20 protein-coding genes and 1 pseudogene are annotated in these 21,073 nt (G+C 70.8%); 5 read left to right on the top strand and 16 right to left on the bottom strand.

The window, feature by feature from the left end:
- Positions 1 to 150 precede the first annotated feature (150 nt).
- From AB0M67_RS05565 to AB0M67_RS05510, 12 genes are all read right to left on the bottom strand, one after another.
- Positions 151 to 813: an ATP-binding cassette domain-containing protein gene (locus tag AB0M67_RS05565; RefSeq protein WP_365742931.1), complete on the bottom strand. Its 663-nt coding sequence runs from the start codon at positions 811 to 813 to the stop codon at positions 151 to 153.
- On the bottom strand, positions 806 to 1,741 hold the full coding sequence (locus AB0M67_RS05560) for an ABC transporter ATP-binding protein (protein ID WP_365743687.1): 936 nt from the start codon (positions 1,739 to 1,741) through the stop codon (positions 806 to 808). Before AB0M67_RS05560 ends, AB0M67_RS05565 begins: the two co-directional genes overlap by 8 nt.
- Before the next feature lie 161 nt (positions 1,742 to 1,902).
- Positions 1,903 to 2,841, bottom strand: coding sequence for an ABC transporter permease (locus AB0M67_RS05555; protein WP_365742929.1), 939 nt, complete (start codon positions 2,839 to 2,841; stop codon positions 1,903 to 1,905).
- Positions 2,834 to 3,826, bottom strand: a complete 993-nt coding sequence (locus AB0M67_RS05550) for an ABC transporter permease (protein ID WP_365742927.1) — start codon at positions 3,824 to 3,826, stop codon at positions 2,834 to 2,836. Before AB0M67_RS05550 ends, AB0M67_RS05555 begins: the two co-directional genes overlap by 8 nt.
- Positions 3,823 to 5,418 (bottom strand): ABC transporter substrate-binding protein, encoded by a 1,596-nt coding sequence (locus tag AB0M67_RS05545; RefSeq protein WP_365742926.1) that lies wholly within the window; start codon positions 5,416 to 5,418, stop codon positions 3,823 to 3,825. Before AB0M67_RS05545 ends, AB0M67_RS05550 begins: the two co-directional genes overlap by 4 nt.
- 96 nt (positions 5,419 to 5,514) lie before the next feature.
- Positions 5,515 to 6,621, bottom strand: a complete 1,107-nt coding sequence (locus tag AB0M67_RS05540; RefSeq protein WP_365742924.1) for an acyl-CoA dehydrogenase family protein — start codon at positions 6,619 to 6,621, stop codon at positions 5,515 to 5,517.
- Complete coding sequence (locus tag AB0M67_RS05535) at positions 6,618 to 7,811, bottom strand: acyl-CoA dehydrogenase family protein (RefSeq protein WP_365742922.1); 1,194 nt, start codon at positions 7,809 to 7,811, stop codon at positions 6,618 to 6,620. Before AB0M67_RS05535 ends, AB0M67_RS05540 begins: the two co-directional genes overlap by 4 nt.
- Entirely contained in the window at positions 7,808 to 8,776 is a 969-nt protein-coding gene (locus AB0M67_RS05530) for an NADPH:quinone oxidoreductase family protein (RefSeq protein WP_365742920.1), read from the bottom strand. The genes AB0M67_RS05535 and AB0M67_RS05530 overlap by 4 nt, the downstream gene beginning before the upstream one ends.
- A 109-nt stretch (positions 8,777 to 8,885) precedes the next feature.
- Positions 8,886 to 9,473 (bottom strand): XRE family transcriptional regulator, encoded by a 588-nt coding sequence (locus AB0M67_RS05525; protein ID WP_365742918.1) that lies wholly within the window; start codon positions 9,471 to 9,473, stop codon positions 8,886 to 8,888.
- A gap of 102 nt (positions 9,474 to 9,575) precedes the next feature.
- Positions 9,576 to 9,833 carry a DUF5133 domain-containing protein gene (locus AB0M67_RS05520; RefSeq protein ID WP_365742916.1) on the bottom strand — a complete coding sequence of 86 codons (258 nt, stop codon included), beginning with the start codon at positions 9,831 to 9,833 and terminating at the stop codon, positions 9,576 to 9,578.
- 157 nt (positions 9,834 to 9,990) lie between these two features.
- Positions 9,991 to 10,719, bottom strand: coding sequence for an NAD(P)H-binding protein (locus AB0M67_RS05515; RefSeq protein WP_365742914.1), 729 nt, complete (start codon positions 10,717 to 10,719; stop codon positions 9,991 to 9,993).
- A 124-nt stretch (positions 10,720 to 10,843) separates the two neighbouring features.
- Positions 10,844 to 12,142, bottom strand: coding sequence for an alpha/beta fold hydrolase (locus AB0M67_RS05510; RefSeq protein ID WP_365742912.1), 1,299 nt, complete (start codon positions 12,140 to 12,142; stop codon positions 10,844 to 10,846).
- Between the two features lie 247 nt (positions 12,143 to 12,389).
- On the opposite strand from AB0M67_RS05510, the gene AB0M67_RS05505 reads away from it, so the two are divergent.
- The 5 genes from AB0M67_RS05505 to AB0M67_RS05485 all read left to right on the top strand — a co-directional run bounded on the left by AB0M67_RS05505 (position 12,390) and on the right by AB0M67_RS05485 (position 17,523).
- A complete protein-coding gene (locus tag AB0M67_RS05505; protein WP_365742910.1) occupies positions 12,390 to 13,553 on the top strand; it encodes a betaine/proline/choline family ABC transporter ATP-binding protein in 1,164 nt (387 codons plus the stop codon).
- Positions 13,554 to 13,710: 157 nt separating this feature from the next.
- Complete coding sequence (locus AB0M67_RS05500) at positions 13,711 to 15,051, top strand: extracellular solute-binding protein (RefSeq protein WP_365742908.1); 1,341 nt, start codon at positions 13,711 to 13,713, stop codon at positions 15,049 to 15,051.
- Positions 15,048 to 16,013: a sugar ABC transporter permease gene (locus AB0M67_RS05495; RefSeq protein WP_365742906.1), complete on the top strand. Its 966-nt coding sequence runs from the start codon at positions 15,048 to 15,050 to the stop codon at positions 16,011 to 16,013. Before AB0M67_RS05500 ends, AB0M67_RS05495 begins: the two co-directional genes overlap by 4 nt.
- Positions 16,013 to 16,909 carry a carbohydrate ABC transporter permease gene (locus AB0M67_RS05490; protein ID WP_365742904.1) on the top strand — a complete coding sequence of 299 codons (897 nt, stop codon included), beginning with the start codon at positions 16,013 to 16,015 and terminating at the stop codon, positions 16,907 to 16,909. Before AB0M67_RS05495 ends, AB0M67_RS05490 begins: the two co-directional genes overlap by 1 nt.
- A gap of 5 nt (positions 16,910 to 16,914) precedes the next feature.
- Positions 16,915 to 17,523, top strand: a complete 609-nt coding sequence (locus AB0M67_RS05485) for a hypothetical protein (RefSeq protein WP_365742902.1) — start codon at positions 16,915 to 16,917, stop codon at positions 17,521 to 17,523.
- Positions 17,524 to 17,555: 32 nt separating this feature from the next.
- Here the strand turns inward: AB0M67_RS05485 and AB0M67_RS05480 are convergent, their stop codons facing one another.
- From AB0M67_RS05480 to AB0M67_RS05465, 4 genes and pseudogenes are all read right to left on the bottom strand, one after another.
- On the bottom strand, positions 17,556 to 18,515 hold the full coding sequence (locus tag AB0M67_RS05480) for an ABC transporter substrate-binding protein (RefSeq protein WP_365742900.1): 960 nt from the start codon (positions 18,513 to 18,515) through the stop codon (positions 17,556 to 17,558).
- Positions 18,512 to 19,183, bottom strand: coding sequence for an ABC transporter permease (locus AB0M67_RS05475; protein WP_365742898.1), 672 nt, complete (start codon positions 19,181 to 19,183; stop codon positions 18,512 to 18,514). The genes AB0M67_RS05480 and AB0M67_RS05475 overlap by 4 nt, the downstream gene beginning before the upstream one ends.
- On the bottom strand, positions 19,180 to 19,860 hold the full coding sequence (locus AB0M67_RS05470) for an ABC transporter permease (RefSeq protein WP_365742896.1): 681 nt from the start codon (positions 19,858 to 19,860) through the stop codon (positions 19,180 to 19,182). The genes AB0M67_RS05475 and AB0M67_RS05470 overlap by 4 nt, the downstream gene beginning before the upstream one ends.
- Before the next feature lie 118 nt (positions 19,861 to 19,978).
- Positions 19,979 to 21,073, bottom strand: a pseudogene (locus AB0M67_RS05465) (coagulation factor 5/8 type domain-containing protein); the annotation flags it as partial.

Raw genomic sequence — 21,073 nt, 5'->3', positions numbered from 1 at the left:
TCGGTGCTGCTCGGTCGGGCGTGACCGGACGTGACCGGACTCGGGTGGGGCTCGGGCCGGCTCGGTCGGCTCGGTCCTGGCGAGTATCGGTCCTGTCATGGCCCGGCCGATATCGTCCTACGCAGAGTTCGCCCACCCGCCATCCGCGCTTCAGCCGGTCCCGGTGATCTCCGTCCAGCGGACCGTACGGTCGCACCAGCGCTCCAGCAGGACACGGTCATGGCCGACGGCGAGCAGACCGGCGCCGTGTTCGCGGCGGTACTCCTCGACGACGGCGACCAGCGCGGCCGTCGTGGAGGCGTCGAGCATCGCGGTCATCTCGTCGCAGACCAGCCAGCGCGGGCGCAGCACCAACGCACGTGCCAGACAGGCGCGTTGCAGCTGGCCGTCGCTGACCTCGTGCGGGCGGCGGCCCAGCAGCTCACCGGTGAGCCCCACCGCGCGGGCCAGCTCGCCGACGCGCGCCGTGAGGTCCGCCCGGCGGCCGGTGGCGCGCAACGGCTCGGCGATCAACTCGCTGAGCCGCAGCCGGGGATCCGCCGAGAGCCGTGGCTGCTGGAAGACCACGCCGATCGCGGTCCGCTGTTCCCTCGGGGCCCGGTGGCGCCAGCCGGTCACGCGGTGACCGTCGACCGTGACGGTCCCCGCGTCGGGCCGGTGCAGCAGCGCCGCGACCCTCGCGAGGGTCGACTTGCCGCAGCCGCTGGGGCCGAGCAGCCCGAGCGACGTGCCGGGCGCGAGGGTGAGGGACACGTCCCGCACGACGGGGGCGCGCCGCTCGTATCCGGCGGTGATGGAGCGGAGTTCAAGCACGGACGGTCTCCTCGGCGCTCTCGTCGGGTCTCCCGCCGGAACTCTCCCGGGGGTGGTGGCAGGCGAGTCCGTCCGTGAAGGGCGGTCGTGTGGCACAGAGATCGGTGGCGCGTTCGCAGCGGGGCGCGAAGGCACAGCCCGCGGGCAGCTCGCCGAGTTCCGGGGGCAGGCCGGGGATGGGGGTGAACGCGCGCTCCGGCAGGGCGTCGAGCAGTCCGCGCGCATAGGGGTGACGCGGCCCGGGTTCCCCGAAGAAGCCTCGCGCGTCGGTGAGTTCGACGATCCGTCCGGCGTACATCACGGCGACGCGGTCCGCGATCCGCTCGGCCGCCGCCAGATCGTGAGTGATCATCAGCAGGGCGCGGCCCTCGTCGGTGTGCCGTCGCAGTTCGTCGGCCGTACGGTCCACAAGATCCCGGTCGAGTCCGGTGGTCGGTTCGTCGGCCAGCAGCAGTGGGGCATCACCGATCAGGGCGAGCGCGGTCGCGGCGCGCTGGGCGAGACCGCCGGAGAGTTCGTGCGGATAGCGGTCGAGATGGCCGGCGGGGAAGGCCGCGCGGTCGGCGGCGGCCTCGGCGGCCCGCTGGAGTTCCCGGCCGCGCGTACCGGTCAGTTCCCTTACGGTTTCCTCCAGTTGGGCCCGTACCGTTCGCACGGGTGTGAGATGGGCGGCCGGGCTCTGCGGTACGAGGCCGACGCGCCGTCCCCGTACCGTCCGCGCGAGCGTGCGCTCGTCGGCGGCGAGCAGATCGATGCCGTCGAGGACGGCGGAGCCGGTGGTCTGCGCGTTGCCGGGCAGGAGTCCGAGCAAGGCCGAGGCGAGGACGGACTTGCCGCAGCCGCTCTCACCGACGAGGGCGAGGCACTCCCCCGCCGCGAGATCGAAGCCGGCGTCGGTGACGGCGGCGATGTGCCGGCCGCCGCGCATCCGGAAGCGCACACCGAGCCCGCGCACGGAGAGCACGGGCGGCACGGACTCCGCGGGAGCGCCGGACTCGGCGCGAGCGGAGGGCGCAGCGGGAGCGGAGGGATCGACGGAAGGGGCGGGCTCGGCGCGACCGGTCGGCGGGACCGCCGGAGAGGGCGTGGTCACAGCATCAGCTCCGATCGGCGGCGTGGATTGATCCGTTCCCGCCAGGCGCCCGCGAGACCCGCGAGGGCGAGGGTCGGAACGATCAGGAACAGTCCGGGAAAGAGCGTCGGCCACCAGTCGCCCGCGAGCAGTGAACCGCGCGCCGTCTGCACCAGATTGCCGAGGCTCGCCTGATGGCTGGGCAGGCCGAGCCCGAGGAACGACAGCGCGGATTCATGCCACATCGCGTGCGGCACCATCAGTACGGCCGCGAGTCCGGCCTGCGGCATGACGCCGGGCAGGAGATGGCGGCCGATGACGCGCCCGCGTGACGCGCCGCCCGAGATGGCCGCGTCGATATACGGACGGGCGCGCAGCGAGAGCACCTCCGAGCGGACGATACGGGCGGTGGAGAGCCAGTGGGTGAGCGCCACGGACACGATCACCGGCCAGACACCGGGCCGGAACATGGCGACGATGAAGATGCCGAGCAGCAGATGCGGTACGGACGAGAAGGTGTCCACGAGCCGCATGACGATCCGGTCCGTCCAGCCGCCGAGGGCCGCGGCCGCCGCGCCGACCGCCGTACCGATGACGGTGGCGACGAGCGCCGCGACGAGTCCGACCAACAGCGAGACACGCAGCCCGTAGACGCAGCGCAGCAGCAGATCGCGGCCGACGTCGTCCGTGCCGAACGGATGCGCCAGGGAGGGCGGCTGGAGTTTCCTCGCCAGGTCGACGGCCTGCTGATCGAGAGGGACGAGCACAGGTACGACGAGTACGGCGAGCGCCACGACCGCCACGATGACGGCGGAGGTACGGAGCCGGACCGTGCGGGTCGAGCGGCGGGTGCGCCCGTGCGAGCGCCACTCCGGCCCGTTGGCGACCGGGCCGTTGGTGGCCGGGCCGTTGGTAGCCGGGTCGGTGGTGACCGGCCCGGCGGTGGTGTCAGCCATCGAAACCCACTCTCGGGTCGGCGAGTCCGTAGAGCAGATCGGAGAGCAGATTCCCGATCAGCACGGCGGCGGTGGCGAGCACGGTGAGCGCGGCGAGCAGAGCGAAGTCCACGGAGGTGGCCGCCTGCACGGTGGCGGCGGCGATTCCGGGCCAACTGAAGACTGTCTCGACGAGCAGCGCGCCGGTGATGAGTTCGGGTACCCGGGAGCCGATGAGCGTGAGCATCGGCAGCATGCCGGAGCGCAGCGCGTGGCCGAGCAGTACGGTGCGTTCGTTCAGGCCCCGGGCGCGGGCACCGCGCACGGGGTCCTCGGCGAGCGCGTCGGTGACCCCCTGGCGTACGTAGAGGAAGAACCAGGGCAGTTGGGAGATGCCCAGTACGGCGGCGGGCAGCACCAGATGCGAGGCGACCTGCCCGAAGGTGACGGTGTCGCTCGCCGCGTCGGTGAGCCCGCCCGCCGGGAGCACGCCGAGCGTGACCGCGAAGAACCAGATCGCGAGGAGCCCGAGCCAGAAGGCGGGCGCGGCCTCCAGGACGTAAGCGGCCGAGCCGGCGCAGCGGTCGAGCAGACCGCCCGGCCTGCGCGCGGCGAGCACGCCGAGTGAGGTGCCGAGCAGGACGGCGACGGCGAAGGCCGTGACGGCGAGCAGCGTGGACCAACCGATCCGCTCGCCGATCACGGCGGAGACGGGCGCGCGCAGTACGGAGGAGTCCCCGAGGTCGCCGCCGAGCGCGTGGGTCAGCCAGTTCCACCAGCGCTGGACCAGTGGCTGATCCACTCCGAGGTTGACCCGGAGCTGGTCGAGGTTCTTCTGCGAGGCGGTGAGGCCGGCGGTGCCCGCGTAGGCCTTCACGGGGTCGAAGGGCGAGGCCGCGGCGACAGCGAACACGCCGAAGGTCACCACGAGGAGGACCGGGGCGGCGAACACCAGCCGCCGCCCCGCCAGCCGGCCCATCGCCCCCCAGGGGAGGCGGCGGCTCATTTCTTGGGCGTCCAGTCCTCGATGTTCCACCAGGGTCCTGACGCCAGACCGTGGTCGTGCGGCTCGATCTGGGTGGACAGCCCGTCCCAGCGGTCGTTCACCACATAGAGGTGATCGATATGGGTGAGGAAGGTGTACCCGGGGTTCTTCACCAGTTCCCGCTGGACAGTGTCGTACGCGGTCTTGCGCACGCTCTGTTCGCCGCTCTCGCGGCCGTCGTCGAGGGCCCGGTCGACGACCGGGTTGTCGTACCACGCCATGTTGTTGAAGCCGTCGCCCGCGAGCGACGACTTGAGCAGGGTGTACTGGTCGAAGTCCGGATCGCCCGGCGAACCGCCGCCGGCCAGGACCGCGTCCTGCCTCATCCGCGGTTCGATGACCTCCCAGGTGCCCGCCTGGGTCGTGATGTCGATGCCCGCCTTCTTGGCGTCGGAGGCGTAGGCGAGGGCGTGTTCCTGGCGGAGCTTGTCGCCGGTGAGGTACCAGAGCGGGAAGGCGGCGCGCACCCCGTCCTTGACGCGTACGCCGTCCTTGCCCGGCTTCCAGCCCGCTTCGTCGAGGATGCGCCGCGCCCCTTCGAGGTCGTAGCGGCGCTCGGTGCCCTGGGCGAACCACTCGCTGCCGGTGGGGACCGGGCCGTAGGCCGGCTTGCCCGCGCCTTCGAGGATCTTGTCGACCATGGTCTCGCGGTCGACGGCGATGTCGAGGGCTCTGCGGACGGCGGTGTCGCCGGCGACCTTGTGGTGGGTCGGCAGGGTGACGGTGCGGTAGTCGTAGGTCGTGGCGTCGTAGGTCTTACGGCCGCTGTCCTCGGCGAAACCCTTGGCGAGGTTGGGCGGCAGGATCGCGCCGTCGAGTTCGCCGGCGCGCAGCCGGGTGGCGCGGACGTCGTCGTCCTTGATGATCGCCATGGTGAACTTCTTCACCCGGGGCTCGCCGCCCCAGTAGTCCGGGTTGGCCTTGAAACCGATCTTCTCGCCCTTGGACCAGCCGGTGAGGAGATAAGGGCCGGTACCGACGGGCTTCGTGGTGAACGAACCGGTGTTCACGTCCTGTTCGCCCACGATATGCTCCGGGACGATGGGCAGGACGGTCCGCCGGTCGAACGGCGCGTAGGGGTACTTCAAGGTGAAGACGACGGTGTGCTCGCCCTGGGCCTTGACGTCCTTGACGGCGTCCAGCTCGGTCCTGGACGCGTTGTTGGTCTTCTCGTCCAGGATGGTGCGGTACGTGAAGACGACGTCCTTGGCACCGAAGGGCTTGCCGTCGCTGAACTTCACACCCTCGCGCAGCTGGTACGTATAGGTCAGCCCGTCGTCGCTCACCGTCGGCAGGGCGGTGGCGAGCGCGGGCGTGAGCCGCATCTCGGCGTCGTAGGCGAGCAGCCCGTCGAAGATCTTGGAATTGCCGTCCTTGCCGTAGCCGAGGAGCGGGCTGAGGCTGTCGGGTTCGTAGGCGATGCCGACGACCACCGAGTCCTTCGCCCCGCCATCCGCGCCCGAACCATCCGGGTTCGAGCAGGCCGCCGCGGTGAGGGCCAGTGCTCCGGCCAGCACCGCGGCGACCGTGCCGCGTATCGATCGGGCCGTCATGCGTCCACCCCTATTGAAGATCATCTGTTATTGCGATCGGTTCGCAATTAAACAGCAAGTAAAGGGGTGCTTGTCCAGCCGCCCGTGCCCCAGGCCCTAACGCGGTCCGGGCAGATCGACGAGCGCGGCCAGCGTCTCCTGGTGCCGGCCCCGCGAACCGAAGGCGATCTCATCGGACTTGGCGCGCTTGAGATACAGATGCGCGGGATGTTCCCAGGTCATCCCGATCCCACCGTGCAGCTGCACACACTCCTCGGCCGCGTGAACGGCGACCCGTCCGCAGTACGCCTGCGCGAGTGCCACCGCGAGAGGGGCTTCCGCGCTGCCGGTGGCCAGCGCGTCGGCGGCGTTGCGGGCCGCCGCGCGGGCCGATACGACCTCCAGCCACAGCTGCGCCATACGGTGCTTGAGCGCCTGGAAGGACCCGATCGGCCGGTTGAACTGCTTGCGCTCACGGGTGTGCCGGACGGTCTCCGTCAGACACCACTCCGCGATACCGAGCTGCTCGGAGGCGAGCAGCCCCGCCCCCGCCAGCAGTCCACGGCGTACGGCGGTCTGTGCCGCGGGCGCTTCTGCGATCCGGATCCCGGCGGCGGGGTCGACGGTGACCGCGGCGAGCGGCCGGGTCAGATCGAGCGGGGTGAGCGGTTCGACGGTGACTCCGGGCGAGGCCGTCTCGACCGCGTACAGCCCGTCGTGACGCACCACGAGCAGGACATCGGCGCGTACGGCGTCGGCGACCCCGCTCACCGTTCCCGCGCCGGCGGGCAGCGGTCCGTCCGGGGCGGTGGACAGCGGCACCGCGAGCACCGCGACCCGGTGGCCATGGGCGAGCGCGGTGAGCAGGCCCGCGACATCCGTGCTCTCGGTGCTCTCCCCGTCGCAGGCGAGGAGCGTCTCGGTCGCCACCACGGAACTGGTGAGATACGGCGCCGCCGTGACATCCCGGCCCAGCTCTTCCAGTACGACCGCGACCTCGCGATGGCCGGCGCCCTGGCCGCCGAGCTTCTCCGGGACGAGCAGCCCCGACGCGCCGATCCCGGCGGCGAGCGAGGTCCACAGCTCCGGATCGTACGGATCTCCCGCCTCGGCGCGGACGAGCGCGGCCGGTACATCGGCGCGGTCGGTGAGCAACGACCGTACGGCCGCGCGCAGTTCGTCCTCGGTGTCCGAGTAGAGCAGATCGGGGGAGGCGTCGGTCATCGGGCCAGGTCCTTCCAGGCGATGTCCTTGTCGTCGCGCGGTTCCGAGGGCAGACCGAGAACGCGTTCCGCGACGATGTTCAGCAGCACCTCGCTCGTACCGCCCTCGATGGAGTTGCCCTTCGCGCGCAGATAGCGATAACCGGCGTCCCGTCCGGTGAAGTCGACCAGCTCCGGCCTGCGCATGGTCCAGTCGGAGTACAACAGGCCCTCCTCCCCGAGGAGTTCGACCTCCAGACCGCTGATCTCCTGGTTGAGCCGGGCGAAGGCGAGCTTCATCCCGCTGCCCTCGGGGCCCGGTTGTCCGGCGACGAGTTGCTGACGCAGCCGCTCCGCGGTCAGCCGCGCGACCTCCGCCTCCACCCAGAGGGTGAGCAGCCGCTGACGCAACTCGTGGGTGCGCAGTTCGGGCCGCTCGCGCCAGGTACGGGCGACCGTCCCGATCATGCCGCCCTCCCGGGGCAGACGGGCGCCGCCGATGGAGACGCGCTCGTTCATCAGGGTGGTCCTGGCGACCTGCCAGCCCTCGCCGATCTCGCCGAGTCGGTGCGCGTCGGGGATGCGTACGTCGGTCAGGAAGACCTCGTTGAACTCGGCCTCGCCGGTGATCTGGCGCAGCGGTCGTACCTCGACACCAGGGTCGGTCATATCGCAGAGGAAGTAGCTGATGCCCCGGTGTTTGGGCAGGTCCGGATCGGTACGGGCGATGAGGATGGCCCACTGGGCGACATGGGCGCTGGAGGTCCATACCTTCTGCCCGTTGACGATCCAGTCGCCGGAGACGGAGTCGCCCTCGCGTACCGCGCGGGTGCCGAGCGCGGCGAGGTCGGAGCCGGCGCCCGGCTCGCTGAACAGCTGGCACCACACCTCCTCACCGACCCACAGGGGCCGCAGGAAGCGCTCCTTCTGCTCCTGGGTGCCGTAGCGGAGGATGGTCGGCGCGGCCATGCCGAGGCCGATGCCGATCCGGCGCGGATCGTTGTCGGGGGCGCCCGCGGCGGCCAACTCGGCGTCCACGACGGCCTGGAGCGAGCGCGGCGCGTCGAGCCCGCCGAGCCCCGCCGGGTAGTGCACCCAGGCGAGTCCGGCGTCGAAGCGCGCCGTGAGGAAGTCGGTGCGGCCGGTGGTGGCCGGCGGATGGTCGGCCAGCAACTTCCTGGTGAGGGAGCGCAGTTCGGAGGCGTCGGTCATCGGGCACCGCCCTCCGGGAGGACGACCACGCGTCCGGTGGTGACACCGTCGGCGACCCGCTGGACCGCGTCCGCGGCGTCCTTCATCGGGACCCGCTCGCTGATGAGCGGCTTGATCGCGCCCCGGGCCGCGAGCGCGGTCAGCTCCTGGTGGCAACCGGCCACCGCCGCCGGGTCCTTGGTGTTGTAGAGGCCCCAATGCAGGCCCATGATCGAGTAGTTCTTCACCAGCGCGTGATTGAGGGCCGCGGTGGGGATCGCGCCGCTCGCGAAGCCCACGACCACGATGCGGCCCTCGAAGGCCACGCATTTGGTGGACTTGGCGTAGGCGTCGCCGCCCACCGGGTCGTAGACGACATCCGCGCCCCGGCCGCCGGTGGCCTCCTTGACCGCGCCGACGAGGTCGTCCGCCCGGCGGTCGATCACCAGGTCACAGCCCAGCTCCCGGGCCACCCGCGCCTTGTCCGGACCACCGACGACACCGATGACGGTGGCCCCGGCCGCCTTCCCGAGCTGTACGGCCGCGCTGCCGACCCCGCCGGCCGCCGCGTGGACGAGGAGGGTCTCCCCCGGCTGGAGCCGCGCCCGCCGGTGCAGTCCGAACCAGCCCGTCTGGTAGCCGATGTGGAGGGCCGCCGCCTCCGCGTCGTCCAGCGCCTCGGGCGCGGGCAGCAGCGCTGCCGCGTCGGCGACCACGTACTCGGCCAGGCCACCGTGCGGCAGCGCGGGCGTGGCGATGACCCGGCGTCCGTCCTCCGTCTCGCCGCAGATCTCCACGCCAGGGGTGAAGGGCAGCGGGGGCCGGACCTGGTACTGCCCCCGGCAGAGCAGGGCGTCCGGGAAGTTGATGTTCGCCGCCCGGACCAGCAGCGGGATCTGTCCCTCGCCGGGCACGGGACGCTCGGTCTCTTCGAGCCGCATCACCTCGCCCGGCTCGCCGTTCCGGTGCACTCGCCATGCCTGCATTCGGGGCCTCCACACACGATGGGCAGTACCGCACTCGTGGGCATACTAAGCAGTCGCTTGTCTCGCTGGGAACATCCCGCCGGGGAACCGCCCATCGGCGACCCGCCCCTCAGTGCGCCTTCGGCCGTGCCCGTACGTGCATCCGCTCCCCCTGCGGACCGAACAGACTCAGGAACTCCACCGGCGCGTCCGCGGCCGGCCCGAACCAGTGCGGTACGTGCGTGTCGAACTCGGCCGCCTCCCCCGGGCCGAGCACCACATCGTGCTCACCGAGCCGCAGCCGCAGCCGGCCCGCCAGCACATAGAGCCACTCGTAACCCTCATGGGTCCGCTGTTCGCAGTCGTCGTCCGCCGAGGGCTGGATGATGACCTTGTACGCGTGCAGCCCGCCCGGCTGGCGGGTGAGCGGCAGCATCGTACGGTTGCCCCGCACGATCGGCTTGGCGCGCACCCGGGGGTCACCGACCTGGGGCGCGCCGACCAGTTCGTCGAGCGGTACCTGATGGGCACGGGCGATGGGCAGCAGCAGTTCGAGGCTGGGGCGGCGGCGGCCCGCCTCCAGCCGCGAGAGAGTGCTCACGGAAATACCGGTTGCCTCGGACAGCGCGCTCAGCGTGGCGCCGCGCTCCTGCCGGATCTTGCGCAACCGGGGTCCCACTTCGTTCAGTACTTCTTCGAGCCGGGCGTCGTCGTCCATGGACTCATTGGATCATCGATTGCCGGGACGGCAACGGCCTTTGCCGGGCGGCGCCGGTCAGGAGACACACCCGCGATTCGACGGCGAGGTCCGGAAGGGCCCCTACGGCTTGACTCCCGGCGCGACAGACTTCGTTCCCTCAGGGAAGAGCGGAACCGGCCTGATCCGGCGCAGATACGCCTCCGCCTGCCAGATCGCCTCACGTGCGGTGCGCTGTCCCATCAGCACACAGAGGGTGTACGCCACATCCTCGAACCGTCCGCGTGTGGCCTCGTCGAGCGGATCGGCGAGCACCAGCCGTTCCCAGGCCCGGTATCGGGCCAGCAGATCGGCCACCAGATGTCTGTCCGGCAGCAGCATGCCAACCACCTCCCGCGTTCGGGAATCCACCCGCTCGCTCCGGCTTCGCACACGGCAGGGCACCGGTCCCCTCGGGGACATTGTCCACCCGGCCCCCGGCATCCGCTCGGTGAGTCCGGTGGGACCGGCCATGACCTGGGACGACGGCGCGAGCGAGTCAGGAGAGCCAGTCGGCGTAGCGGGTGGCGGCGAGGTGGGCGTCCTTGTCGGTGAGGACATCACCCTTGACGACGGCGAACATGCCGGCGGTGGGGTCGGTGACGACCGTGCGGTTGTCGCCCTTGTGGGACAGGGTGATCCGGCCCAGCTCGTCCAGGGGGAAGATCTCGGGGCCCGCGATAGCGCGGATGCCGTTCAGCGGGGCGCCCGCGGCGACCTCCGCGACCGCGTCGGCCACGTCCTTGGCGGCGATCGGCTGGATCGGCGTGGCGGGCAACCGGACGGTGTCGCCGTCGACGGTCCAGGACATGACGGCGTCCATGAACTCCATGAACTGCGTTGCCCGGACGATCGAGTAGGGGATCGGCCCGGCCGCGAGGAGTTCCTCCTGGAGCACCTTGGCCCGGTAGTAGTCCAGCTCGGGCACCTGGTCCGCGCCGACGATCGACAGGATGACGACGTGGCCGACGCCGCCCTTCCGGGCGGCGTCGAGAAGGTTGCCCATCGAGGTACGGAAGAAGGCCGGGGAGGCTTCGTCGAAGGTCGGGGAGTTCGTCAGATTGACAACGACGTCGGCTCCCGCCACCGCCTCGTCCAGTCCCTGGCCGCTGATGACATCGACTCCGGTGGAATGAGAGTGCGGTGCCGCCTCGTGACCGGCGGCGTTCAGATCCTTGACGACCTGCGACCCGATCAGCCCGGTACCGCCGATGACCGCGAACTTCATGGCATGCCTCCCGTCGGGACTGTTTCCGTCCGCAATATGACATAGAGACCGCTACATGGGCGTGGCACGCACCCGACTCGGCCACATGCGTACGGACGCCGCTCTCTGGTCCGAACGAAAGAGCCTAGGCCTCGTCCCGTACGAGCGCGAGCAGCCGGTCCAGCACGTGCGGACCGCCCGCCCGCAGTCCGTCGTGCTCGTACTCGTCGGTCACCCAGGTCCGCAGTCCACGGATCGCGCGCGCGGTGCGCAGGGAGTGTTCCGTGTCGACATACATGTCGTCGTGGTAGACGGCCGCGGCGACCGGCACCTCATTGGCGGCCAGCCGGGCGGGGTCGTAGAGCGGGCTCCAGTCGGTACGGGCCGCGACCAGTTCGGCGGCCTCGCGCAGCGGGCGCAGCGCGGGGTCGGAGTCGAAGTGCCAGGGGTGGATGGACTCGCCGGTGAAGTACAACGGCCCCTCCCCGGCAAGGGTCTTGGCCGCGTCGAACCGCGCGAACTCGCCGCGCACCCGCTCGGCGGCCCACCGCGTCGGCCGGCCGTCCTGGCCGTAGATCGCCTCGTGGAGCACGGCGTACAGCGGATGCCCCGCGTACGAGAGGGCGGTGGCCACGCTCTCCTGGAACGCGTCGGAGAGCGCCGGTCCCTTCGGCGTACGGACGAAGGCGTTCTCCAGCAGATAGTGCAGCTGATGGCTGCCGTCCCCGCCGCCGAGCATGATCCCCAGCGACTGGAACGCCTCGGGCGTGAGGCGGTAGCCGGTGGGGAGTACGGGCCGGTGCTCGGCCAAGTACTCCGCGATCCGGCGGGCCGCGCCGATGTCCTGGGGATAACGGGCGTAGAACGCCTCCACCTTGCGCGCGATGCGCGGGTACGCGGCGCGGTAGACCTCGTCGGCCGTGGCGTCCAGCGAGGGCAGCCCGCCGGTGATCAGCACGGTCTCCAGGCCCTCGGGGGCGGTGGAGAGATAGTGCGTGGCGCAGAAGCCGCCGAAGCTCTGACCGAGCACGGTCCAGGGGGCGCCGCCCGTCAGCAGCGGACGTATCGTCTCGCAGTCCCGCACGATGGAGTCGGCGCGGAAGTGCGCGAGATAGTCGGCCTGCTGCTCCGGGCCGCCGCGCAGGGGCAGGGTCTGCCGGTTGACGGGGGTGGAGAGGCCGGTGCCGCGCTGGTCGAGGAGGAGTACCCGGAACTCCCTCAGGGCGCGGCCGAGCCACGCCTGCCGGCCGATGAACCGGCGCGCCCCGAAGCCGGGCCCGCCCTCCAGATACACCAGCCAGGGCAGCTCCGCCTCCGCGCGCGTGCTCGCGACGACCTCACGGGCGAACAGCTCGATCCGCTCCCCCGACGGATCGCCGTGGTCCAGGGGAACCGTGAAGCGGTGGTCGGTGAGGACGACGCCGGGCTGGCGGTAGCTGGTCAAGGGTGCTCCTTGTTCTCGCTCGCCCCTTCCGGGGCCGGTCACGCGCCCCTCCCGGGGCAATCACGCCGGACAGTTCAGCACATGGGCCGCGGCGCCGCCGAGACCACCCCATCGTGACGCGCCCCAGTCCGCGCCGGCGTGTGACGAGCTGTACGTACGCGGGGCCCTCTCCGTTCAGCGCGCACGCGGTTCCCCGGACAGTCGCGGCCCGCGCGCGCGACGGCCCGCCCGCTCCTAGCGTGAGGTCATGATCCGGTTCGAGCAGGTCAGCAAGGTCTACCCGGACGGAACGGCCGCGGTCGACGGGTTGTCGTTCGACGTCGGCGAGGGCGAGTTGGTGACACTGGTGGGGCCTTCCGGCTGCGGCAAGACGACCACGATGATGATGGTGAACCGGCTGATCGAGCCCACCTCGGGGCGCGTCTTCGTCGAGGGCCGGGACATATCGGGGGTCGATCCGGTCCAGTTGCGCCGCCGGATCGGCTATGTCATCCAGCAAGTGGGGCTCTTCCCGCACCGGACGATACTCGACAACACCGCGACCGTGCCCACCCTGGTCGGCTGGAAGAAGGCGAAGGCGCGCGAGCGGGCGGCGGAACTGCTCGATCTGGTGGGGCTCGACCCGGCGATATACGGTCCGCGCTATCCGGCACAGCTGTCCGGCGGGCAGCGCCAGCGGGTGGGGGTGGCACGCGCCCTGGCCGCCGATCCCCCGGTGCTGCTGATGGACGAGCCGTTCGGCGCGGTGGACCCGGTGGTGCGCGAACGGCTGCAGAACGAGTTCCTGAAGCTCCAGGCGACGGTACGCAAGACGGTGCTGATGGTGACGCACGACATCGAGGAAGCGGTGCGGATGGGGGACCGTATCGCGGTGTACGGGGAGGGCCGCATCGAGCAGTACGACCGCCCTGGGGCGGTGCTCGGCACCCCTGCCACGCCCTATGTGGCCCGGTTCGTGGGCGCGGACCGCGGGCTGAAGCGGCTCTCGGTGACCGCCGTCGAGCCGGCCGACCTGGAGGAGCCGCCGGTCGCGAGGACCGACGAGCCGGCCCGGGACGCGGCGGCCCGGATGCGCGCCCAGCGGGCCCGCTGGGCGGTGGTGCTGAACGGGGACGGCGAGCTGCACGGCTGGGTCTCCGCCGACGCGCTGGCGCAGGCCGGGGAGCGCGGCTCGGTGGGCGATCTCGCCCGCCGGATGGAGGCGTGGGTACCGCTCGGTTCCCCGCTGAAGCAGGCGTTCAGCGAGATGCTCCAGCATGACGCGGGGTGGGTGGCGGTGCTGGAAGGGGCGCGTTTCGCCGGGGTGCTGACCCCGGCGAAGCTGCACGAGGCGCTGCGCCGCTCGGTGGACGCGGACGCCCAGGGCATCGGGCGTGACGAGGTCGACTTCGACTCGGTCTCGGACGCGTGAGCGCGCGTATCGGCGGTACGCGGCCCGGCGCGGCGGCCCGTACCGGCGAGCCGCACGGGAACACCCCTTGACCGGTACCAGGGGTTAACCCTAGGTTTCCTGGAGGAAAGCGCTTTCCGACAACGATGTCAGAGAACGTTCACCAGGAGGCACGGTCATGAGACCGCCCGGCCCGGCCCGCACCGCCGCCCTGCCCGCACTCTGCGCACGTTCCGCACTCTCCGCACTCTCCGCACTCACCACGCTCGTCCTCCTGCTGACCGGCTGCTCCGGCGGAGGGTCCGTCAAGGGCGGCGGCATCACCCTCACCTTCAGCTGGTGGGGCAATGAGAACCGCGCCCAGCGCACCAACGAGGCCGTACGGCTCTTCGAGAAGAGACATCCGGGCGTGACGGTACGGACCTCCTTCGCCGGCTACGAGGCGTACGTCCAGAAGCTCGCCACCCAGGCCGCGGGCGGCGATCTGCCCGATGTCGCCCAGCTCGACTACCGCCAGATCTCCCAGTACGCGGGTAGCGGCACGCTGCTCGATCTCACTCCGTACATCAAGGACGGCACGCTCCGTACCGGTGCGATGGACCCGGGTCTGGTCGCCACGGGCCGCTACGGCCCCGGTCAGTTCGCGCTGCCGATGGGGCAGGGTTCCACCGGATTCGCCTATGACGCCAGGGTGTTCGCGAAAGCCGGGCTCAAGACGCCGGAGCCCGGCTGGACCTGGGAGGAGTGGGCCGACGCGGGCCGCGCGATCAGCGCGCTCGGGCTCAAGGGTCCGGACGGACGTCCGTACACCGGCCTCACCGACATCGGGGTGAACGAGGACGCGTTCGAGAACTGGCTGCGGGGGCACGGCAAGGAGCTCTACGCCTCGCAGCACCGACTGGGCTTCACCGCCGAGGACCTCACCGCGTTCTGGACGTTCACCAACGGACTGCGCGAGGAGGGCACGGCCTCGCACGCCAAGGACACCTCCCAGATCGGCGGCGCGATCGAGGACGGCCCGATGGGGCGCGGTCTGGCCGCCACCGACTTCAACTGGGACGGTCCCTTCCTCGGCTATGAGCCGCTGATGGGCGACGACGTCCATCTCGCTCCCGTCCCGACGGTGGACGGCAGGGCGGGCCAGTACTTCAAGCCCTCCGTCCTGATCGGCGCCGGCGCCAGCACCGAACACCCCAAGGAGGCGGCGGCGCTGACGGACTTCCTGCTCAATGACCCCGAGGCCGGGAAGATCCTCGGCGTCACCCGCTCCACCCCGCCCAACCGCGACATCGCGCGGTCGATCGGCACGGACCTGCGGGGACCCGAGAAGGAGGTCTTCGAGTACGGCAGGAAGATCGCCGCGTACGGTGTCGATCCCCCGCCGATGGCACCGCCCCGGGGTGATGTGGTTCTCCAGGTCTCCTTCACCCGTGTCTACCAGCAGGTGATCCATGACATGCGGAGTCCCGCCGAGGCGGCCCGGGAATTCGTCGCCGAGGCGGAGAGGGAGCTGCGATGAGCCTCACCGGAGATCCGCGGCGGACCAGATCCTCGGCTCCTCCCCCGGCCACCGCGCGTGAGCCCCGGCGCACCCCGCGCCGTGAACGCCAGGGCCCCGCCTATGTCTTCCTCTCCCCCTGGATCCTCGGCGTCGTCCTGCTGACGCTCGCGCCGATGGCCGTCTCGCTCTATCTCTCCTTCACCGACTACAACCTCTTCGACGCCCCCACCTGGGTCGGACCGCGCAACTACACGGACATGCTCTTCGAGGATCCCCGCTACTGGCGTTCGGTCGGCACCACACTGCTCTTCGTGGTGGTGGCGGTCCCGCTGAAGCTGGCCCTCGCCCTCGGGGTCGCGCTGCTGCTGAAGAACATGCGCTCCGGCAGGGGTTTCTACCGCTCCGCCTTCTACGCCCCGTCGCTGCTCGGCGCCAGTATGTCGATCGCGCTGGTGTGGCGGGCGCTGTACAACGACGGCGGTACGGTCGACGATCTGCTCTCCCGGATCGGTATCCACACCGGGGGCTGGGTCGCCGACCCCGATCTGTCGGTCTTCGTCGTGGCGCTGCTGGCCGTCTGGCAGTTCGGCGCGCCGATGGTGATCTTCCTGGCCGGGCTCCAGCAGATACCGGGCGATCTCTACGAGGCGGCGGCGCTCGACGGCGCCGGGCGGTGGCGGCAGTTCGTCTCCGTCACCCTGCCCATGCTCTCCCCGGTCCTCTTCTTCAATCTGGTGCTGGAGACCATCCAGTCGTTCCAGGTCTTCACCCCCGCCTTCGCGATCAGTGGGGGCAAGGGCGGACCCGCCGACTCGACCATGTTCTACACGCTCTATCTGTACGAACGCGGCTTCTCCGCCTCGCACATGGGTTATGCCTCCGCCATGGCGTGGGCGCTGCTGCTCGGGATCGGAGCGGTGACCGTCGTGCTCTTCAGGACGTCACGCTCCTGGGTCTTCTACGCCAACGAGGGGGCCTGATGACCACCGCCGCCATCGGCAAGCGGAACGCCCGTAGCGGTACCGGAACCAGAACCGGTACCGGCAGGCGCGGCCGCCGTATCGCCCTGCATCTGGCCGCCGCCCTGATCCTGCTGGTCCTGCTCTATCCGCTGGTGTGGCTGCTCGCCACCTCGCTCAAGCCGGCCGACGAGGTTCTGACCAGTCTGAAGCTGCTGCCGAGCCGACTGGAGTGGAGCAATTACAGCACCGCCCTGGACGGGGTGAGCGGGGTGAAGGTCGCCACCCTCCTCACCAACTCGCTGCTGATCTCGGCGGGTTCGGTGCTCGGCAATGTCATCTCGTGCTCGCTGGCCGCCTATGCCTTCGCCCGGCTGCGGTTCCGGATGCGGGGCGTCATGTTCGGCTTCATGGTCGCCACGATGATGCTGCCGCACCACGCGGTGCTGATCCCGCAGTACATCCTCTTCAACCAGCTCGGCATGGTGGACACCTACTGGCCGCTGGTACTGCCGAAGTTCCTGGCCACGGAGGCGTTCTTCGTCTTCCTGATCGTGCAGTTCATGCGAGGGCTGCCCCGCGAGCTGGAGGAGGCGGCCAGGATCGACGGCTGCGGGCCGTTCCGCTCCTTCTGGTCCGTGGTGCTGCCGCTGACCCGTCCGGCGCTGATCACCACGGCGATCTTCACCTTCATCTGGAGCTGGAACGACTTCTTCACCCAGCTGATCTATCTGTTCGACCCGGAGAAGTTCACCATCACCCTGGCGCTCCGGAACTTCGTGGACCAGTCGAGCCAGTCGGCGTTCGGCCCGATGTTCGCGATGTCGGTGATCTCGCTGCTGCCGATCGTGCTGTTCTTCGCCGCGTTCCAGCGCTATCTGGTGCAGGGCATGGCGACCTCCGGGCTGAAGGGATGAGCGCCATGGGTACCCGGCCGGCCGCGTCCTGGCCGTACGACCGCCGTGAGCCGGGGGAGCTGTTCGGCCCGCGCTTCGCGCTCTTCGCCGACATGCTCGCCGTCGGTCTGTTCACGACGGTGGCGAGTCTGCCGCTCATCACCGCCCCTGCCGCGCTGGCCGCCGGCTGCCGGGTGCTGCGGGACTCCGCCCGCACGGAACGGACGGCGACCGCCGGCCGGTACCGGGACGCGCTCCGGGCGCACGGCGTCGCCCGTACGCTCACCGCCGGCGCGGTGCTGCTCGGGTTCGGCGCGCTGCTCCTGCTGGATCTGGCGCTGGCCGGGGCCGGACTGCCCGGTGCCGCCGCCGTCTCGATCACGCTGGCCGCCGTGGGGGCGGTGGCGCTGGTCGTGGGGGTACGGGCCGCCGCGCACCCGGCGGCGCGGCGCAGCTGGCCCGCCGCCGTACGGGGCGCCGGCCGCCGCTCGGCCGCCGATCCGGCCGGGTGCGTACTGATCGCGGTGGCTCTGGCGCTCTGCGCGGCGATCGTCTGGGCGCTGCCGCCGCTCGCGCTTCTCGTGGCCGGTCCGCTGGCGCTGGCCGCCGTCTCCGTCGAACTGCGCGGGTCATGAGCCCGGGCGGCCGACAGCCCCCGCCCGGGTGTTCAGTGCGGCGCCGGGATCAGCCTCTTCGATTCCAGATAGGTTCGCGCGACGTCCTCGGGGAGCCGGCGCCAGCTGTCCACGCGCTGGTTCAGCGAGGCCAGGTCCTTGGTGGTGAGTACGGTGTTCAACTTGTCCAGTGCCGTGGTCACCCCCTTGCCGCCGGCCCGCGCGCGGTTGACGACGGGCACGATGTAATCGGCGTTCTGGAGATGTCTGTCGTCGGCGAGGAGCACCAGACCGAACTGGTCGAGTGTCGCGTCGGTGGTCGTGGTCAGGACCATCTGGTCCTGACCGTTCTGCACGGCCCGCTTCGCCGGCGTCGTCCCCACTCCCTTGGGGTCGACGGCGGTGATGTCGATGCCGTACGTCTTCTTCAGACCCGGCTCGCAGTAGGGGCGCCGTACGCACTCGTCGCCCGCCGCGAGCCTGACCGGCAGCCCGGACCGGCCCAGCTCGCTCAGGGTGCTGAGCCGGTGCTTCCTGGCGTAGGCGGCGGTGACGGCGAAGGCGTTCTGGTCGACGGCGCGGCCCGGGTCGAGGACGGTCAGCCCGCGCGGCGTGGCGAGGGAGCGCAGCGCCTTCATCGTCGCGCCCAGATCGGGTGAGCCGACGGGTTTCGCGTCGGGGCCGTGGGCCTTGGCGTTCAGCCAGTCGGCGAAGGTCGCCGCGTACTCCGGTACGACATCGATCTGGCCGCTCTCCAGGGCCGGTTCATAGATCTCCCGGTTGGTGACGGAGAGGATCCGGGTGTGGTAGCCCGCGCGGTTCAGCAGGAGCGCGTACATCTGGGCGAGCAGATCGCTTTCGGTGAAGCCGGCCGAGCCGATGGTCAGATGCTTGCTGTCGCCGGGCGGTGCGGTGACATCGCCCCGGTTCTCCAGGGACGGTCCGGTGGCACAGCCGGTGGCCAGGAGGAACGAGCCGACCAGGACGGCGGTGCCGGTAACCGCCGCTCTCATCCCCCGCCCCTCACCCAGCGCGGTCCCAGCCGCCGCACCAGCTCGAACACCCCCTCCACCAGCAGCGCGAACACGGCGACGAGCACCGCGCCCGCGACCACCTGGGCGGTGTCGGCGAGATTGAATCCGGCGGTGATGATCCGGCCGAGCCCGCCCCCGCCGACCAGGGCCGCGATGGTCGCCGTCGCCACCAGCTGGACGGCGGCGATCCGTACGCCCGTGAGGATCAGCGGCAGGGCGAGCGGGACCTCGACCCGCCGGAGCAGCTGACCGCCCGTCATCCCCATGCCACGGGCGGCCTGGACGACATCACGGTCCACCCCGCGCATGCCCACGTAGGCGTTGGTGAGCAGCGGTGGGATCGCGAAGAGCACCAGCGCGATGATCGTCGGCCACTGTCCATGGGTGCCGATCGGGGTGAGCAGCAGCAGGACGAGAACGGCGAAGGTCGGCACGGCCCTGCCGACATTGGAGATATTGACGGCCAGCGCGCCGCCCCTGCCCAGATGGCCGAGGACCAGCGCGACGGGCAGCGCGATCGCACAGCTGATGACCAGGCAGACCGCGGTGAGGAAGAGATGCTCGCCGAGCCGGTTCCAGACCCCGCCGGCCCCGGACCAGTTCGAGGCGCTGGTGAGCCAGGACCAGGCCGCCGCGAGCGTGTTCACGCGCGGCGCTCCCTCGCCCAGGGGGTGAGCAGCCGCTGGAGTCCGAGCAGCAGCAGATCGGCGGCGACGGCGATGATCACGCAGAGGACGGAGGCGGTGAGCACCTGCGCCTTGAAGAAGGTGTTCATCCCGGCGTAGATGAGATTGCCGAGCCCTCCGTAGCCGACGATCGCCCCGATGGTGACGAGGGAGACGGCGGAGACGGTCGCGATCCGCAGCCCGGCCATGGCGGCGGGGAGGGCGAGCGGCAGCTCGACGGTGAGCAGCAGCCGGACCGGTCCGTATCCCATCCCGCGGGCGGCCTCCAGGGTCTCCTCGGGGACGGCGCGCAGTCCGGCCAGGATGTTCCGTACGAGCAGGGTCAGCGAGTAGAGGACCAGCCCGGCGACGACGAGCGAGGCGGCCAGCCCGTAGAGCGGCAGCAGCAGGGAGAACATCGCGAGCGAGGGAATGGTGTAGAGGATGGTCGTGATGCCGAGCACGGGCCCGACCGCCCAGTTCCAGCGGCGGGCCGCCAGGGCCAGCGGGACGGCGATGACCAGCGCGAGCAGGATGGCGAGGAAGGTCAGATGGAGATGCTGGAGCACCGCGTCCCACAAGATCGTGCGGCGGCTGGAGAGATAGTCGCCGCAGATCCACTCGTTGCGCGCGAGGCAGTCGTCCGGAAGCGCGGTCACCCGTCCATTGGACGTCCCCGTGCGACAGGGCGCGCGCGGTGTTGGACCGTACGGATGGCGCACGCGCCCGGGCGCCCGCCGCGAGGTCCACACCGCTCGCGACGGGCGCCGACCGGCGTCAGGGGAAGGACACCACCGTCGAGGGCACGGTTGTCGTGCCCGAGGTGGCGGCGCCGATGGCGTTGATGACATGGTCGTACTGCCCGTTACCGCTGAGCGAGACGACGAGCAGGCCGTGGAATCGCACGCCGGGGACCGCGGGCGCGGCGAAGCCGTGGGCCTGGCGGATGGTCGGGTCCACGTTGTAGTAGCAGTAGCTGCCCAGACCCCAGCCCTCGTGCGTGGTCACGGTGTCGGCGACCTTGTAGGCGGCGTAGCCCCTGAGGGCGCCGTTCTGGATGGCGGCCTGGTTGGGGGCGTCGTAGGCCTTCTCGTTCTGGAAGAAGATCGTGCGGCCCCGCTGGCCGTTCCACTGGACGTCGTACTTGTTGAAGTGCTCGACGAACAGCCCGGTCGCCAGCACATCGTCGCCGTTGACGATCACACCGTAGTCGGCACGGTTGGTCTCCCAGCCGACGCCGTCCCCGTGGTCGGCGCGCCAGACCCAGGTGTGGTCGATGATGGTGTGCCGGCTGTTGACGACCATGCTGGTGGTGGCCTTGCCGGGGCCCGCGCCGCCGATCCTGATGAAGACGTCCTGCACGGTGATCGGATTGGCGGAGTGGTTCGCGGCGGCGCCCTGCGGGCCGACCTCCAGCAGCGTCGGAGAGTTCACCGGACCCGCGTCGATCAGGAAGCCCGCGAGCCGTACCCCGTCGACATCGGCGACCCTCATCGCCGTCACGCCGTTGTCGGGTATGAGCGTGGCGTAGCCGAGGCCGAGTACCACCGCGTTCGCGCGCTCGACGCGTACGGTCTGGTCGAGGTGGTAAATGCCCGGCGTGAACAGCAGATTGAGCCCCTGCGTGAGCGCCTCGTTGAGGGTGGCCGCGGAGACACCGGGCTTGGCGACGTAGAACTGGGTGAGCGGCAGTGATGTACCCCTGGGCGTGCCGCTTCCCCAGGTGGTGCCGCGCGCGTTGGTGCGCAGCTCCGGCAGGAAGACCTTGTAGTCGGCCCCGTCGAGGTAGAGGAAGGGTTTCTCGCGGGAGACGGGGGTGTTGGTGAGGGTGGTGTAGGGCGGGTTGGGGAAGCTCTGGGCGGGGGCGCCTTC

The sequence above is a fragment of the Streptomyces sp. NPDC051662 genome (assembly GCF_040681655.1).
GTDB lineage: Bacteria > Actinomycetota > Actinomycetes > Streptomycetales > Streptomycetaceae > Streptomyces.
This window is presented reverse-complemented; position numbering and strand designations above follow the sequence as displayed.